The organism is Kordiimonas lipolytica (assembly GCF_042651265.1).
Taxonomy (GTDB): domain Bacteria; phylum Pseudomonadota; class Alphaproteobacteria; order Sphingomonadales; family Kordiimonadaceae; genus Kordiimonas; species Kordiimonas lipolytica.
Genome location: NZ_JBHSCR010000007.1, coordinates 231,717 through 246,609, shown reverse-complemented (window position 1 = coordinate 246,609; position 14,893 = coordinate 231,717). Strand labels below are relative to the sequence as shown.

At 56.1% G+C, this 14,893-nt stretch carries 14 protein-coding genes; 9 read left to right on the top strand and 5 right to left on the bottom strand.

Translation table 11 applies throughout. The features are described from left to right. The first annotated feature begins 189 nt into the window (after window positions 1-189). From ald to ACFO5Q_RS11135, 3 genes are all read left to right on the top strand, one after another. Window positions 190-1,308 (top strand): alanine dehydrogenase, encoded by a 1,119-nt coding sequence (ald, locus tag ACFO5Q_RS11145; RefSeq protein WP_068145459.1) that lies wholly within the window; start codon window positions 190-192, stop codon window positions 1,306-1,308. Between the two features lie 24 nt (window positions 1,309-1,332). Next, window positions 1,333-2,304 carry an asparaginase gene (locus ACFO5Q_RS11140; protein WP_068145462.1) on the top strand — a complete coding sequence of 324 codons (972 nt, stop codon included), beginning with the start codon at window positions 1,333-1,335 and terminating at the stop codon, window positions 2,302-2,304. Window positions 2,305-2,426: 122 nt separating this feature from the next. After that, window positions 2,427-3,398 carry an EAL domain-containing protein gene (locus ACFO5Q_RS11135; protein WP_068145466.1) on the top strand — a complete coding sequence of 324 codons (972 nt, stop codon included), beginning with the start codon at window positions 2,427-2,429 and terminating at the stop codon, window positions 3,396-3,398. Here ACFO5Q_RS11135 and ACFO5Q_RS11130 read toward each other — a convergent pair. Then, the gene (locus tag ACFO5Q_RS11130) at window positions 3,395-3,847 is read right to left on the bottom strand and encodes a MarR family winged helix-turn-helix transcriptional regulator (protein WP_082719791.1); all 453 of its coding nucleotides are present in this window, start codon (window positions 3,845-3,847) and stop codon (window positions 3,395-3,397) included. The genes ACFO5Q_RS11135 and ACFO5Q_RS11130 overlap by 4 nt on opposite strands. Before the next feature lie 153 nt (window positions 3,848-4,000). Between ACFO5Q_RS11130 and hppD the strand changes: the two genes are divergently transcribed. From hppD to phhA, 5 genes are all read left to right on the top strand, one after another. Next, a complete protein-coding gene (hppD, locus tag ACFO5Q_RS11125) occupies window positions 4,001-5,089 on the top strand; it encodes a 4-hydroxyphenylpyruvate dioxygenase (RefSeq protein WP_068145469.1) in 1,089 nt (362 codons plus the stop codon). Window positions 5,090-5,163: 74 nt separating this feature from the next. Next, window positions 5,164-5,712, top strand: coding sequence for a VOC family protein (locus tag ACFO5Q_RS11120; RefSeq protein ID WP_068145473.1), 549 nt, complete (start codon window positions 5,164-5,166; stop codon window positions 5,710-5,712). A gap of 64 nt (window positions 5,713-5,776) precedes the next feature. Beyond that, window positions 5,777-6,784 carry a fumarylacetoacetate hydrolase family protein gene (locus tag ACFO5Q_RS11115; protein ID WP_068145476.1) on the top strand — a complete coding sequence of 336 codons (1,008 nt, stop codon included), beginning with the start codon at window positions 5,777-5,779 and terminating at the stop codon, window positions 6,782-6,784. Window positions 6,785-6,797: 13 nt separating this feature from the next. Beyond that, the gene (gene maiA / locus ACFO5Q_RS11110; protein WP_068145479.1) at window positions 6,798-7,445 is read left to right on the top strand and encodes a maleylacetoacetate isomerase; all 648 of its coding nucleotides are present in this window, start codon (window positions 6,798-6,800) and stop codon (window positions 7,443-7,445) included. A 28-nt stretch (window positions 7,446-7,473) separates the two neighbouring features. Next, on the top strand, window positions 7,474-8,355 hold the full coding sequence (gene phhA, locus ACFO5Q_RS11105; protein WP_068145483.1) for a phenylalanine 4-monooxygenase: 882 nt from the start codon (window positions 7,474-7,476) through the stop codon (window positions 8,353-8,355). A 179-nt stretch (window positions 8,356-8,534) separates the two neighbouring features. On the opposite strand, the gene ACFO5Q_RS11100 is transcribed toward phhA, so the two are convergent. Then, the gene (locus ACFO5Q_RS11100) at window positions 8,535-9,659 is read right to left on the bottom strand and encodes a Leu/Phe/Val dehydrogenase (protein ID WP_068145485.1); all 1,125 of its coding nucleotides are present in this window, start codon (window positions 9,657-9,659) and stop codon (window positions 8,535-8,537) included. Window positions 9,660-10,086: 427 nt separating this feature from the next. Between ACFO5Q_RS11100 and ACFO5Q_RS11095 the strand changes: the two genes are divergently transcribed. Further along, the gene (locus tag ACFO5Q_RS11095) at window positions 10,087-11,100 is read left to right on the top strand and encodes a hypothetical protein (RefSeq protein WP_156431903.1); all 1,014 of its coding nucleotides are present in this window, start codon (window positions 10,087-10,089) and stop codon (window positions 11,098-11,100) included. A 57-nt stretch (window positions 11,101-11,157) separates the two neighbouring features. Here the strand turns inward: ACFO5Q_RS11095 and lpdA are convergent, their stop codons facing one another. From lpdA to ACFO5Q_RS11080, 3 genes are read right to left on the bottom strand one after another with little or no spacing between them, the layout of a single operon-like run. After that, entirely contained in the window at window positions 11,158-12,552 is a 1,395-nt protein-coding gene (lpdA, locus tag ACFO5Q_RS11090) for a dihydrolipoyl dehydrogenase (protein ID WP_068145491.1), read from the bottom strand. Continuing rightward, on the bottom strand, window positions 12,553-13,875 hold the full coding sequence (locus tag ACFO5Q_RS11085; RefSeq protein WP_068145494.1) for a dihydrolipoamide acetyltransferase family protein: 1,323 nt from the start codon (window positions 13,873-13,875) through the stop codon (window positions 12,553-12,555). Further along, entirely contained in the window at window positions 13,875-14,891 is a 1,017-nt protein-coding gene (locus tag ACFO5Q_RS11080) for an alpha-ketoacid dehydrogenase subunit beta (protein WP_068145496.1), read from the bottom strand. Before ACFO5Q_RS11080 ends, ACFO5Q_RS11085 begins: the two co-directional genes overlap by 1 nt. Window positions 14,892-14,893 lie beyond the last annotated feature (2 nt).

Sequence of the window (14,893 nt, the reverse complement as noted above, 5' to 3'; positions counted from 1 at the left end):
GCGTTAAAAATAAATAATTCACAATTAGCATGCAAAATACTGAGTGAAATTGCATGTCTTTGCAAGGACATTCTAACACCTTTGGAGTAAATTCCGCTCCAGAGAAGTGAGGGGACTGGAACGACCAGCATAGGGCCGTCAGTCGACCCCATTCCAAAAGCAAGCAATACCAGTTTTTAGGAGGGCAGAATGCTTGTAGGTGTTCCTAAGGAAATCAAGAACCGCGAATATCGCGTAGGTCTTACCCCAGCATCCGTTCGCGAACTGATCGCAAACGGCCACGATGTAATCGTTCAAAATAACGCCGGTTTCGAGATCGGCTTCACCAACGACATGTACGAAGCTGTTGGCGCCACTGTCATTGATACGGCAGCCGAGGTTTTCGCGAAAGCTGACATGATCGTGAAAGTGAAAGAGCCGCAGGCAGTTGAGTGCGAAATGCTGCGCGAAGGCCAAATTCTTTACACTTACCTCCACCTGGCTCCGGACCCCCAGCAGACCCAAGGTCTGATCAAATCCGGTGCGATCGCGATCGCATACGAAACCGTAACCGACGACTTTGGCGGCCTCCCCCTTCTTGCGCCAATGTCTGAGGTTGCGGGCCGTATGTCGATCCAGGCCGGTGCCCACGCACTGGAAATGAGCCAGGGTGGCCGCGGCATGCTGCTGGGCGGCGTGCCAGGCGTTGCGCCTGCCAAGGTTACCGTGATCGGTGGCGGCGTGGTGGGCACCAACGCAGCCCGCATGGCTGTTGGCATGGGCGCGGACGTAACGATCCTTGACCGTTCGATCCGTCGCCTGCAGCAGCTCGACGACATCTTCAAAGGTACTGTGAAGACTGTCTTCTCCACCCAGGATGCTGTTGAAGAGCATTGCCTGGCGTCTGACCTTGTGGTTGGCGCGGTTCTGATCCCGGGTGCGGCTGCACCGAAGCTGGTGACCCGCGAGATGATCGGCAAGATGATGCGCGGCAGCGTGCTTGTTGACGTGGCCATCGACCAGGGCGGTTGTTTCGAGACCTCCAAAGCGACGACTCACCAGGACCCAACCTACATCGTTGACGAAGTAGTACATTACTGCGTTGCCAACATGCCGGGTGGTGTGGCGCGTACGTCCACATTGGCGCTCAACAACGCGACCCTGCGTCATGCCGTTGCCATCGCCAACAAGGGCTGGAAACAAGCACTTGCGGATGACAAGCACCTGCTGGCGGGCCTGAATGTGTGTGAAGGCAAGATCACTTATGAAGCTGTAGCACGCGACCAGAACCTGGATTACACGCCAGCGCTGGAAGCTATTGGCGCGTAACGTCAACTGGTATATACGGCGGGTATGAACAACAAACCCGTCATCCAGGTTTTCGCCCTAGGCGGAACCATTGCGATGACCCCCGGCGCAAGCGCGGGGGTCACGCCAACACTGAGTGCACGCGACCTGATCTCGGCCGTTCCGGGCCTTGAAGATATGGCTGCCCTGCGCGCTGAAACAGTCGTCCAAAAAGGCAGTGCGAACCTGACCATGGCCATGATGGCTGATTTGATGGAGCGGGTAGCCCAAAGCGATGCCGATGCAGTGATTGTGACCCAAGGCACTGATTCGATGGAGGAGACATCGTTTCTCGCCAGTCTCCTCAACCAAAGTGACAAACCTGTCGTCTTCACCGGCGCCATGCGCACGCCTAACCAGCCGGGTGCGGATGGGCCGGCCAACCTTTATGATGCCGTTCTTGCCGCAACCGACAGCCGTCTTCGTGGCGTATCGCTTGTCATGAATGGTGAGCTTCATGACCCTTGGTTTGTTGCGAAAGAGCATACATCCAGCTTGCAGGCTTTCCAGTCAGAACCGGGACCAATCGCCACCATTGCTGAAGGGGAACTGCACTGGCGCAGGGACTGTCCTGTCCGCAATGTTGGCCTTTCCGCGACCGGCCAGTTCGCCCCGGTTGCCCTTATCAGTGCTGTTCTGGATGACGACGGGCGTATGCTCGATCTGGTGGCGGACGCAGGATACAAAGGCGTGGTCATCGAAGCATATGGTGCTGGGCATCTGTCTGAGGTCTGGGCAGATAAGGCAGAGGCGCTGGCGAAGGGCATGCCGGTTATTTTGTCGACGCGTGCGCGAGGCGGTAAGATATTCGAAAGGTCTTATGGTTATCGTGGTGCCGAAATCGACTTGCTGTCCCGCGGGCTGGTGCCTGCTGGGTGGTTGCGGGCGCGCAAGGCTCGCTTGTTGCTTTCGGCCTTGCTCGGGCAGGGTGTCACTAATTGGAAACAGACCTTTACCCGGGTGGTGAAAAGTGGTTGAGTGTGAGCTAATTGTTATAGTTAACGGCAGACAGCTTGAGGGGTCGAGTGTTGCCTGATCAGTCTTTGTTTCCAATAGTCTCAGGTTTGGGACATGCCTTTTTCTGGTGCCATGACGAGCATTTGGGTGACCGTCTTCGCACTGTTCTCATAAAGGCCGGATTTATTGAAGTGCCAACGGGCGAGCCGCTCGTTGTCTGTTTCCTGGCAGACGATATGGAATCGGTTCTGCCGGTGCTGGAGCAGGCTTTCGGTTCGAAGGAGCGCAGGGCTATTCGCGCGCTCCTGTCTGGCAACGCCAAGCCAACCCTTCAGGAATTCGGCAATATGCACACGGTCGAGGAGCTTGGGCTTCGCCTGTCGGCGCAGTGGCTAGGCGACCTGCTGGCTGAGAGGCGATACAAATCCCTTCTGCAGCCTATCGTGTGTGTGGAAGACCACAAGAATGTCATGGGATATGAATTCTTGATACGCGGCTTGCACACGGATGGCACGGAAATCCCGGCCCCAGTGCTGTTTGAAACGGCCGAAGCCGCGGGCATGCTTTATGCCCTTGATATGGCGGCTGGTGAATGCGCCACCCGAACGGCCAAGCGTTTCAAGATGAAAGAAAGCGTGTTTGTAAACGTCCTGCCCTTCACCATTGATACTGAAGAGGGCATGGAAGCATGGCTTGCCAATGTTCTTGGCGAAAGCGGACTGGCTGAAGACCATTTGGTGTTCGAGATTGTGGAAAGCCAGCAACTATCTGATCTGGAAACCGTTCGTAGCCTCGTGCGCCGCCTGAAGGACCGCGGTATTCGCATCGCGTTGGATGACTTTGGTACCGGCTTTAACAACCTGTCCGGCATTACGGAAATACAGCCTGACTTTATCAAGCTAGATAAGTCGCTGACCCATGACCTGAACGACGATGGCCGCAAGTGGACGCTGGTGGCAAATATCGTCGATTCCGCGAAACAGTCGGATATCAAGGTGATTGCCGAAGGCGTGGAAGACAAGAAGACCGCCCGCATGCTGGAAAGCGCCGGCGTGGATTATCTGCAGGGCTATCTGTTCGGGATGCCAGATGAAGAACCGCTAAGGGCCGGTTAGGCCTGCAGCTGTATTGTCTCCAGCTTGTCCAGGAGGCTCGTCAGGGCCTCTTTCTCAACCGCGCTCAGTTGGTCTAGAATCCTGCTCTCATAGCCCACGGCAATGGGAATCACTTCATTATAGATTGTGCGCCCCTCGGCGGAGAGGGTCAGGACCGAGCGGCGTTTGTCCTCTGGTGAGAAGTGACGCTCGAGCCTGCCGCTGTCTAGTAGCTTGTTAACCGCGCGCGAGACGGCCACCTTGTCCATAGCGGTTCGTTCGGCAACTTGCGCCGCAGAGAGATCGCTTTCCTCCCCAAGTACAGCCATCACCCGCCATTCCGGTAGGCTAAGCTGGAATTTTTCCTCATAGCCGTCCGCAATTGCGCGGCTGATCCGGTTTGAAAGCACCGAAAGCCGGTAGGGCAGGAAATCTGCAAGACAGATCGCGTCCTCTGAAACTTTTTTCATCGTCACCTCATACATACTCTTGCAATTAGTTTCGTTTGAAACTAATATGAGTTCAAGAGAAATTAACACGGCGTCCAGAAATCCGGAAATTTCCGAAGCGGTTTTTTGTGCGCCTTTCCATTTTGTATATAGGACATATAGGAGAGTTGGAAGATGGCCGATCTCTTTGAGAACCCAATGGGCCTTTGCGGCTTTGAATTTGTTGAGTTTACGGCGCCTGAAAAAGGTATTCTGGAGCCGGTATTCGAGTCCATGGGTTTCACCCACGTGGCCAATCACCGCTCCAAGGACGTGACACTGTGGCGTCAGGGCGACATCAACTTTATCGCAAACTATGAGCCGAAGAGCCCAGCGGCCTACTATGCTGAAGAGCATGGCCCATCCGCGTGCGGCATGGCTTTCCGCGTCAAAGACGCTCACTTTGCCTATGAAGAGTGCCTCAAGAAAGGCGCTCAGCCGATCGAAGTGCCTACCGGCCCAATGGAACTGCGCCTGCCTGCCATCAAAGGCATTGGCGGTGCAGCGCTTTACCTGGTTGACCGCTTCGAAGACGGCAAAAGCATCTATGACATCGACTTCGAGTGGATCGAAGGTGTTGACCGCCATCCTGTTGGCTGCGGTTTCCACACGCTGGACCACCTGACGCACAATGTTTATCGCGGTCGCATGGATTACTGGGCGAATTTCTATGAGAAATTCTTCAACTTCAAGGAAATCCGCTACTTCGACATCAAGGGCGAATACACCGGTCTGCTGTCCAAAGCCATGACGGCGCCTGACGGCAAGATCCGTATTCCGCTCAATGAAGAGGCTGCCGGCGGCAGCGGTCAGATCGAAGAATTCCTGATGGCCTACAACGGCGAAGGCATTCAGCACATCGCATTCGCTTGTGACGACCTGATCAAATGCTGGGATAACCTGAAGAAAGCTGGCGTGCCGTTCATGACTGCGCCTCCTGAAACTTACTATGAAATGCTGGAAGAGCGTCTGCCTGGCCACGGCGAGCCAGTGAATGAGCTCAAGACCCGCGGTATTCTGCTAGACGGTACGACCGAGGGTGAAAAGCCACGTCTGCTGCTTCAGATATTCTCTGAAACGCGCCTTGGCCCTGTATTCTTTGAATTCATCCAGCGTAAGGAAGATGACGGCTTCGGCGAAGGCAACTTCAAGGCGCTGTTTGAATCCATGGAGCGTGACCAGATCCGCCGTGGTGCATTGAAGGTTGACGAAGACGCGGCCTAAATCGCGGCAAGGACCGGGCAGGGGCCCCCAGTGCCCCTGCATTGATCTGTTCAAGTATTGAGAAGGGTTGAACCATGAAGCTTCAAGGTGTTCATCACGTGGCTTACCGTTGCCGCGATGCCAAGGAAACTGTCGAATTTTATCAAAAGCACATGAATATGGATTTCATGCTGGCGATCGCAGAAAACGAAGTGCCATCAACAGGTGAGCCAGACCCCTACATGCATATCTTCCTGGATGCAGGGAATGGCAATGTGCTTGCCTTCTTCGAACTTCCTAACCAGCCGGAGATGGGCCGCGACACCAATACACCAGAGTGGGTGCAGCATATTGCATTCAAGCTGGGCAGCATGGACGAGCTTCTGGCTGCAAAGGAAAGTCTTGAGGCAGCGGGTATTGACGTGCTTGGCCCAACCAATCACACAATCTTCAAGTCGCTCTATTTCTTTGATCCGAATGGTCACCGCATCGAGCTGGCGGCCAATACGGACGAGCCGGGCATGCTTGAAGAGTTGAAGCGGGTTGGCCCGGACATGCTTGAGGAATGGTCAAAGACCAAGAAAGCGCCGAAACACGCAGCCTGGTTGCATGGCAATGGCGAATTCAAGGCGCTCGACGGTTAGTCACTGAATTTATTGGCGGGGCGGGGCCTGCCAGATGGAACAATTGAGTTAAGGAATTAAGTCTATGAAACTTGCGTCTCTCAAAAACGGCCGCGACGGCAAACTCGTGGTTGTTTCCAAAGACCTGAAACGTATGACATCGGCCGCGGATATCGCGCCGACACTTCAGGCCGCAATTGACGATTGGGCAACGGCGCTGCCGAAATTGCGCGCGCTTTATGAATCGCTGAATTCCGGTGCGGTTGAAGGCGAAGCCTTCAACGAGGCCGATTGCGCATCACCACTGCCGCGTGCCTACCAGTGGGCTGATGGTTCCGCATATGTGAACCACGTTGAGCTGGTGCGTAAAGCGCGCAATGCCGAAATGCCTGCCACTTTCTGGACCGATCCACTGATGTATCAGGGCGGCTCCGACACCTTCCTGGGCCCACGCGACAATATCGTAATGCCGCAGGACGAAGGCTTCGGTATCGATTTTGAGGCCGAAATCGCCGTGATCACCGATGATGTGCCGATGGGCGTGTCCGAAGCGGACGCGGCTGACCACATCAAACTGCTGATGCTGGTAAACGACGTATCGCTGCGTGGCTTGATCCCGGGCGAGTTGGCGAAGGGCTTTGGTTTCTTTCAAAGCAAGCCATCCAGCGCCTTCAGCCCTGTGTGCGTGACGCCCGATGAGCTTGACGGCGTATGGGAAGACACCAAGGTCAACCTGCCGCTGGTGTCCCAGTATAATGGTGAGATGTTCGGTAAGCCTGAAGCTGGCATCGACATGACGTTCAATTTCGCCAAGCTGGTTTCGCATGCCGCGAAAACCCGTCCGCTGGGCGCTGGCGCCATTATCGGTTCTGGCACTGTGTCGAACAAGATGGACGGCGGCCCGGGCAAGCCTGTTTCCGAAGGCGGTGTGGGCTACAGCTGTATCGCCGAAATCCGCATGATCGAAACGATTGAGAACGGTGAGCCGTCCACGAGCTTTATGAAGTTCGGCGACTCGATTCGAATCGAGATGTTCGACCGTGACGGCGCGTCCATCTTCGGTGCGATCGATCAGGTTGTCACCAAAGGCTAGGGCGGAGAATATTATGCGCATCCTTTACGGTTATTTCCGCTCCTCGGCAGCCTTTCGGGTGCGCATTGCCCTTGGGTTGAAGGGGCTTGATTTCGATCACCGCACGATCAACCTGAAACCGGGTGTAAGCGAACAGAAGTCAGACGACTATCTTAAGCTGAACCCGCAGGGGCGCGTGCCTTATTTCATTGATGGCGGTGTGGCGCTAAGCCAGTCTCCTGCTATCCTTGAATATCTGGATGAAGCCTATCCGGATACGCCTTTGCTGCCGTCCGGTATGGCAGACCGTGCCTATGTCCGGCAGCTGGCGAGCCTGATTGGTTGCGATATCCACCCGCTCAATAACCTGTCGGTGCTGATGCGGATCAAGAGCCAACTGGGCGCCGATGAAGACGCCACCAATTCGTGGTATCATCACTGGATAACCGAAGGTTTTACGGCGCTTGAGGCCATGCTTTCCTCAAGTGACCACACAGGCCGTTTCTGCTTTGGCGATACGCCTGGCATGGCGGATGTCTATCTTGTGCCGCAGGTTTGGAACGCGCGGCGTTTCGGTACGCCGCTTGAAGCATTCCCCACCATTCTGCGGATTGATGAAGCGTGCAGGGGCGTGCAGGCCTTTGTTGACGCGGCACCAGAAAACCAGCCGGATGCGCCCTAGGCGTAACGGCTTTTGTTAGGAGGGACCCATGAAAATTAAAACACGCCTTGGTCGCGAAGTTGACGTGAACGAAGACTATACGGTGGACCAGAATTGGGAGCATTTCACCGACGAAGAGCATGACCGCTGGGACCGGCTTTATGCCCGCCAGGAAGGGATGCTGGAAGGTCGCGCGTGTGATGAATTCATGGAAGGTCTGCATTCGCTGAAGCTGTCTGATGGCGGTATCCCGCGCTTTGACGAATTGTCCGCACGGCTAAAGGAAATCACAGGCTGGACAGTGGTTGCGGTGCCGGACCTGGTGCCGGACGATGTGTTCTTCGACCATCTGGCAAACCGCCGCTTCCCGGCTGGTAACTTCATTCGCCCGGAAGCGCAGCTTGATTATCTGCAGGAGCCGGACGTGTTCCACGATGTGTTCGGCCATGTGCCTTTGCTGGCGAACCCCACGTTTGCTGACTATATGGAAGCATATGGCAAGGGCGGCCAGCGCGCGGCTGGGCGGGGCGTGCTAACGAACCTGGCGCGGCTCTATTGGTATACGGTTGAGTTCGGCCTGATCAACACCCCTAAGGGTATGCGCATCTATGGTGCGGGGATTGTCAGTTCAAAGGCGGAGAGCATCTTCTGCCTCGAGGACCAGAGCCCGAACCGTATCCACTTTGACCTGATGCGTCTGATGAAGACAGACTACCGCATTGATGATTTCCAACAGACCTATTGGGTGATCGACAGCTTCCAAGAGCTCTTGGAGGCCACCTATCAGGACTTTGGCCCGCTTTACGACGAGCTTGAGGCCAATACAACGGTCTATACGCCCGACACGGTGCTGGAGACCGACAAAGTACACAATCACGGCACGCAGGCCTATGCAAATGCGGGCGGTCGCCTGGCGAAGGCCGCGAGCTAAAGAGATGTCACTATAATAATAAATTGGGCTGGCCTGGGGGCCTGATTGAGGCTGTCGCTGCTGCGGCGGCCTTTTTTTTGTGCGTCGCCGGGGCAGAGTGTAGGGGATAAGAAAAAGGCCCCCGCGGATAGCGGGAGCCTTCAGGAACTTTCTGGAGGAAAGTCTCAGTTTCTTATGGTTTATTCAGCGGCGGCTGCCAGCTTGGCTTCATTCGCACGGCGAATGATGTCTTCAGCCATTTCGTTGGCAATCACACCCGTTGGGCGGCCTTCCTTGTCGCTGGCGTTGAAGATTTTCGTCAGCGTCTCGCCAATACGAAGCACCTTGGCTTCGCGTTCTGCAGCATTTGGCTTTTCCTTGTACACTTCGGATTCAACCGAAATGATGCCGCCTGCGTTGATCACATAGTCAGGCGCGTAAAGAATGCCGCGTTTACGCAGTTCTTCGTCTTCCTTGCCTTCGGTCTCAAGCTGGTTGTTGGACGCGCCCGCGATCACGGTGGCTTTGATATCGCCAAGGGATTTCGGGTTCAGCACGCCGCCAAGGGCACAAGGTGCGAATACGTCACACTCAACTGCGTGGATGGCGTCAGGGGCAACAACTTCCGCTTCGCCTTTCGCCAGAACAGCCTGGATGTTGGCGTCAACGATGTCAGTCACGATGATTTTGGCGCCGTCTGCACGCAGATGGTCAACCAGATACTGACCCACGTGTCCAAGGCCTTGAACCGCAACAGTAACACCGTCGAGGCTGGCTTTGCCAAGGCGGTGCATCACAGCAGCCTTGATGCCAGTGTATACGCCCAGCGCAGTGTGCGGGGATGGGTCACCCGTGCCGAAGTCACCGCCCTCAAGGCCACATACGAAATTAGTGGTCTCTGCGGCAGCGGCCAGCATATCGGGGCTGGTGCCAACGTCTTCCGCGGCATAGTAGCTACCGCCCAGGCGGTTGATCATGCGGCCAAAGGCGCGCATCAGCTCAGGCGTGCCAAGCTCTTTCGGGTTGCCGATGATAACGGACTTGCCGCCACCAAGGCGCAGGCCAGCCATCGCGTTCTTGAAGGACATGCCGCGCGACAGGCGCAGAACGTCATAAACGGCATCCTGCTCGCCGCGGGTTTCGGCCACATCGATTGGCGCGGAACGACGGTGGTTTGCAGCATAGTCCCAGAAGCGCGTGCCGCCTGTGGCAGGGCCGAGGGCAGTTGAATGCACTGCGATGATGGCTTTCAGGCCAGTTGCTTCGTCAGAACAGAATACGACCTGTTCGTGGTTCTTGAAGCTGCGTGAATCGAAAACGGGCATAGTCGAAATCCTTCCCAATTAATCCCGTGCCGGGTTTCCCCGGTTACTCGTCATACCCTGTCGCTACCATTGTGGGGCTTTAGGGGCGTTCCCTTTTGGCCGGCGTGCTCTTTTCGTTTGGGCTGGGCCGGTCCGTTCTGGTAACCACATCTTCTGCTTTCCGGCGGAGTTTTCCCCAAAAAGCCAGATCATTTATCTGGACGAATTATCGCACTTATTTTGGGAAATGAGCTTTCGAAGTTTTTTGAATTTCGCAATCTTAAGATAGCTTTTCAGGGCATTTTTGTAATTTGTGATCAAGGACAAGTAATTTTTGCCAAGTGCCTAAATTTCCTATGCATTCCGTAGGGGGAACCTACGACTCAGATGCATGGCATTGACGGCTGGTGAAGCCGGGGGTAGCATAAGTTCGTGTCTGGTAGCCCACATGACCTGTCGCCGAGTCAAACGTTACCCTTATCCTATTCTTCATCCATGTTTTTCAGGATGGCAGTGTAATCGGCGAACTGACATCGATTTGAAGGAACATGGGATGACAATTCTCATAACACTTAAGCACGCCCAGCTGATTAAGAAGGAGCTGGGGCTTAATCTGCCGCATGTGAAATCTGCGCATAGGGCGGAAGCCATGGCGCGGGGCCTTGGCTGGAAATCAAACGCAGCCTTGCGCGCGGCGCTAATGTGCGGTGATGCTGAGTGCGAAGTGAATGATGATGCTTTCATAGGATACTTGACAGATAAGGGCTTCGAAGGCGTGACTGGTTGCCGGCTGTCGGTCGTTGTTGAAACGGCGATTGGGGTGGGAACCCTGACAGAGGATGAGACACCTGCCGATTCCCTGATAATCAAGACAGTTCGTCCTTCGGCACAGGCGGCCATCAGCAGCAGATGGAGCACTCTGGCTTTTGGCCTGTTTGCTGTTGTCTGTTATCTGCTTCTGACAGTTCAAACGGCGGACGAGTATCTAGAACAGGCTGTGGCAAGAAGCCTTGATGTGGCAGAAACAGCTGGTACGCGATCAGTGTTGATCCTGGATGCGGATCTTAGCCAGGAGGTTGTTTCTGGCCTAATGGAATATCCCTATATCTCCAGCGCGGAGATATTGGATGACCACGGGAGCCAATTGGCCGCTGGACAAAGGACAATCCAGCCTGAGACGTTTTCTGAGCGCTTGCAGGCTCTGGTTGCCCTGGACCAAGAGATAGAATACAGCCGGATTCTGCAGTTGCCCCCAACCATGAATGAAAAGGGCGGACTACTTCGGGTTACTGTCAATAGGCCAAAGGCTTTGTCGCTGATACCCGGGCCGACTTGGGGCGGGATGATCTTCTCTTTGCTGCTTGGGGTCGGACTGCTTGCATTATTGATTGCAGGGCAATCCGCACTCAGGGGCTGGATGCGGCTTTATTTGGACCAGCACTACAGGCTAGCGCATAACTGACAAAAGAAAAGCCGGGGTGGTTGCCCCGGCTTTCTCAATTCTGTGTGGTATCGCAGCTTAGATATGCAGCGCGTGCCCGAGGGCCTTGAGCGCGGCTTCCTGGAAGCCTTCCGATTGCGTCGGGTGCGCATGGATCGTGCCGGCGATATCTTCAAGGCGCGCGCCCATCTCAAGCGCGAGCGAGAAAGCGGCAGAAAGCTCAGACACGCCTTTGCCTACGGCCTGGATGCCCAGTACCAGATGATTGTCCTTGCGGGCAACTACACGCACGAAGCCGGTTTCGGCTTCCATGGTCATAGCGCGGCCGTTGGCCTGGAACGGGAACAGGCCGATCTGCGTCTCATAGCCCGCATCCTTTGCTTCATCAGGCGACAGCCCAGCCGTGACGATCTCAGGGTCCGTGAAGCACACAGCCGGGATCGCGACCTTGTCGAAGCTGCGGTTTTCGCCCGCGATGATTTCTGCGACCATTTCGCCCTGCGCCATGGCGCGGTGCGCCAGCATAGGCTCGCCCGTCAGGTCCCCAATAGCATACACGCCGGTCATGGACGTCTGGCATTTGTCGTCGATGGCAACCACGCGGCCGTTCATCTTCAGGTCAAGGCCTTCAAGGCCCCAGCCTTCGGTTTTCGCGCGGCGACCCACAGTGACAAGGATCTTATCTGCGGGCAGGGTCTCTTCCTTGCCGTCCGCTGTTTCGACGATCAGGCCGTCCTGCTTCTTGGTCGCTGCCTTGGCTTTGGTGTTCAGCATCACTTCAATGCCGAGGTCCTTCAGGCTTGCGGCAACTGGCTTCGTCAGTTCTGCGTCATACTGCGGCAGGATCGCGCCCATGGCTTCAACCACAGTCACCTTCGAGCCCATCTTGGCGTAGGCGGTGCCGAGCTCGAGCCCGATATAGCCGCCGCCGATAACGACAAGCTTTTCAGGCACAGCATCAAGCGACAGCGCTTCAGTAGAGTGGATTACATTGCCGCCATAGGGCAGGCTTGGGATTTCCACAGGCACGGAACCGGTGGCCAGAATGACATTCTTGGCCTTGATGGTTACCTTGCCCTCAGCCGTTTCAACCTCACAGGTCTTGCCGTCAATCATGGTGCCCCAGCCTTCTACGGACTTGACCTTGGCTTTCTTCAGAAGACCCGCAACGCCGGAATTCAGGCGCTTCACGATGCCGTCTTTCCAGGCAATTGTCTTCTTCAGGTCGATCTCTGGCTTCTGGACAGTGATGCCCAGGTTGTTCTCATAGGTATAGTGAACAGCCTTCTCATACTCTTCCGCCGCGTGGATCAGTGCTTTGGACGGGATACAGCCCACATTCAGGCACGTACCGCCGGGGCGATAGCCTTCCACGATGATGGTGTCGATACCAAGCTGGCCGGCGCGGATGGCGGCCACATAGCCGCCAGGGCCTGCGCCCAGCACAAGCGTGTTACAGTTCATGGTCGTCATTTAGTCCTCCATGAACAGGGTGGCTGGGTTTTCCATCAGCTCCCTGATTTTCTGGATGAATTCAGCTGCGTCCCAACCGTCGATAATACGGTGATCGAAGGAGGACGACAGGTTCATGATCTTGCGCGGGACAAAGCCACCGTCTTTCCAAACAGGGCGGATGGCAACCTTGTTCACGCCAACGATGGCAACCTCAGGGCTGTTGATCACCGGCGTGGAGACAATTCCGCCCATCCGGCCAAGGCTGGAGAGCGTGATTGTGGAGCCTGTGAGCTCTTCGCGAGTGATAGAACCGTCGCGCGCGGCCTCCGCCAGGCGGCGGGTCTCAGCGGCGATACCCCAGATATCCATGGCTTCGGCGTGCTTCAAAACCGGCACCATCAGACCGCCCGGGGTTTGCGCTGCCATGCCGATGTGCGCGGCACCGAACTGATGTACGACACCGTCAGCGTCATAGTAATGCGCGCTGCACTTTGGGTAGACCTTCAGCGCCTTGACCATGGCCAGCATGATGAAAGGCAGGATCGTCAGCTTCGGCTGGTCCGCCTTCTTGGTAGCGTTCATATGCTCGCGAAGGCTTTCAAGCTCGGTCACATCCACTTCTTCCACATACGTAATGTGGGGGATGCGGCTTTTGGCGTCCTGCATGCGTTCGCCGATCTTGCGGCGAAGTCCGATAACCTTGATCTCCTCTACGCTGGTGTCCGCGCGGCGGCTGGAGCCACCGGCTGGCGCGCTGTTGCCGGAGATATAATCATCCAGGTCTTCGTGCGTGATGCGGCCAGCAGGGCCGGTCCCGTAAACATACTCAAGCTTCACGCCTGCATCCATGGCACGCTTCCGAACGGCGGGTGACGCGATCGGCTTTTCGCCTTCCGGGCGCGGGGCGCCACTTGGGCCGGGCTTCCAAGGCGCTTTGGCTTTCGGTGCCGAAGCAGGCGCAGATTTGGGCGCAGACGCTCCGGTCGGTGCCGGGGCAGCTGCTTTTGGCGTTTCCGGCTTGGCGTCTTCCTTTGGCGCTTCAGCTTCCGGTGCGGGCTCTGGTTCTGCTACAGGTGCATCGGGGATGTTGTTGCCTTCGCCTTCAACCTCAAGTGCGATGATAACGCTGCCTACGGCTGTCATTACGCCGATTTCACCGAAAATCTCGGTCACAGTGCCATCAACAGGGGACGGGATCTCAACCGTCGCCTTGTCGGTCATCACGGCGGCGATAACATCGTCTTCTTTCACGACATCGCCAACCTTTACGTTCCATTCAACGATTTCGGCTTCGGTAATCCCTTCGCCTACGTCGGGCATCTGGATCTTGTGAATACCCATTATACGGCCTCCATCATTGCTTTAAGCTCACGGCCAACGCGGGCCGGGCCAGGGAAATAGTCCCATTCCTGGGCGTGCGGGTAGGGCGTATCGAACCCGCAAACGCGCACAACAGGAGCTTCAAGGTGGTAGAAGCAGCGTTCCTGCACCTGGGCGGACAGCTCAGCGCCAAACCCGGATGTCAGGGTTGCTTCATGCAGCACCATGCAGCGGCCTGTCTTCTTCACCGATTCTACAATTGTGTCCACGTCCAGCGGCATCAGGGTGCGGAGGTCAATGATCTCGGCGTCGATGCCGGTTTCCTTCTTGGCGGCCTCGGCCACGAACACCATGGTGCCGTATGTCAGGATCGTTACGTCCTTGCCTTCGGAGAAAACAGAGGCCTTGCCGATCGGCACCGTATAGTGGCCTTCCGGCACATCACCCAGCGGGTGCTTGGACCAGTTGGAGGCCGGGCGGTCGTGGTGGCCGTCAAACGGGCCGTTATAGAGGCGCTTGGGCTCGAAGAAGATCACCGGGTCATTGTCTTCAATGGAAGCGATCAGCAGGCCTTTGGCGTCATAAGGGTTTGAAGGGATAACCGTTTTCACGCCGGAGACGTGAGTGAACAGGCTTTCCGGGCTCTGGCTGTGTGTCTGGCCACCGAAGATACCGCCGCCACAGGGTGTGCGAATGGTGATCGGCGCGGTGAAATCCTTGTTCGATCGGTATCTGAGGCGCGCGGCCTCGGATACAATCTGGTCGTATGCCGGATAGATATAGTCAGCGAACTGGATTTCGATACACGGGCGAAGGCCGTAAGCCCCCATGCCGATGGCCGTACCCACGATGCCGCTCTCGTTGATCGGGCTATCGAACACACGGTGTTTGCCATATTTCTTTTGCAGGCCATGGGTACAGCGGAACACGCCGCCGAAATAGCCAACATCTTCGCCGTAAACGACAACATCATCGTCCTGGCCCATCTTTACGTCCATCGCATCCCGGATGGCTTCAATCATAGACATCTGCGGCATGG

Bases quoted from the DNA above. Each gene is read 5' to 3' on its own strand.
- ald (WP_068145459.1), top strand. From the start codon at position 190: ATGCTTGTAGGTGTTCCTAAGGAAATCAAGAACCGCGAATATCGCGTA.
- ACFO5Q_RS11140 (WP_068145462.1), top strand. From the start codon at position 1,333: ATGAACAACAAACCCGTCATCCAGGTTTTCGCCCTAGGCGGAACCATT.
- ACFO5Q_RS11130 (WP_082719791.1), bottom strand. From the start codon at position 3,847: ATGAAAAAAGTTTCAGAGGACGCGATCTGTCTTGCAGATTTCCTGCCC.
- hppD (WP_068145469.1), top strand. From the start codon at position 4,001: ATGGCCGATCTCTTTGAGAACCCAATGGGCCTTTGCGGCTTTGAATTT.
- ACFO5Q_RS11120 (WP_068145473.1), top strand. From the start codon at position 5,164: ATGAAGCTTCAAGGTGTTCATCACGTGGCTTACCGTTGCCGCGATGCC.
- ACFO5Q_RS11115 (WP_068145476.1), top strand. From the start codon at position 5,777: ATGAAACTTGCGTCTCTCAAAAACGGCCGCGACGGCAAACTCGTGGTT.
- maiA (WP_068145479.1), top strand. From the start codon at position 6,798: ATGCGCATCCTTTACGGTTATTTCCGCTCCTCGGCAGCCTTTCGGGTG.
- phhA (WP_068145483.1), top strand. From the start codon at position 7,474: ATGAAAATTAAAACACGCCTTGGTCGCGAAGTTGACGTGAACGAAGAC.
- ACFO5Q_RS11100 (WP_068145485.1), bottom strand. From the start codon at position 9,659: ATGCCCGTTTTCGATTCACGCAGCTTCAAGAACCACGAACAGGTCGTA.
- ACFO5Q_RS11095 (WP_156431903.1), top strand. From the start codon at position 10,087: ATGACCTGTCGCCGAGTCAAACGTTACCCTTATCCTATTCTTCATCCA.
- lpdA (WP_068145491.1), bottom strand. From the start codon at position 12,552: ATGACGACCATGAACTGTAACACGCTTGTGCTGGGCGCAGGCCCTGGC.
- ACFO5Q_RS11085 (WP_068145494.1), bottom strand. From the start codon at position 13,875: ATGGGTATTCACAAGATCCAGATGCCCGACGTAGGCGAAGGGATTACC.
- ACFO5Q_RS11080 (WP_068145496.1), bottom strand. From the start codon at position 14,891: ATGCCGCAGATGTCTATGATTGAAGCCATCCGGGATGCGATGGACGTA.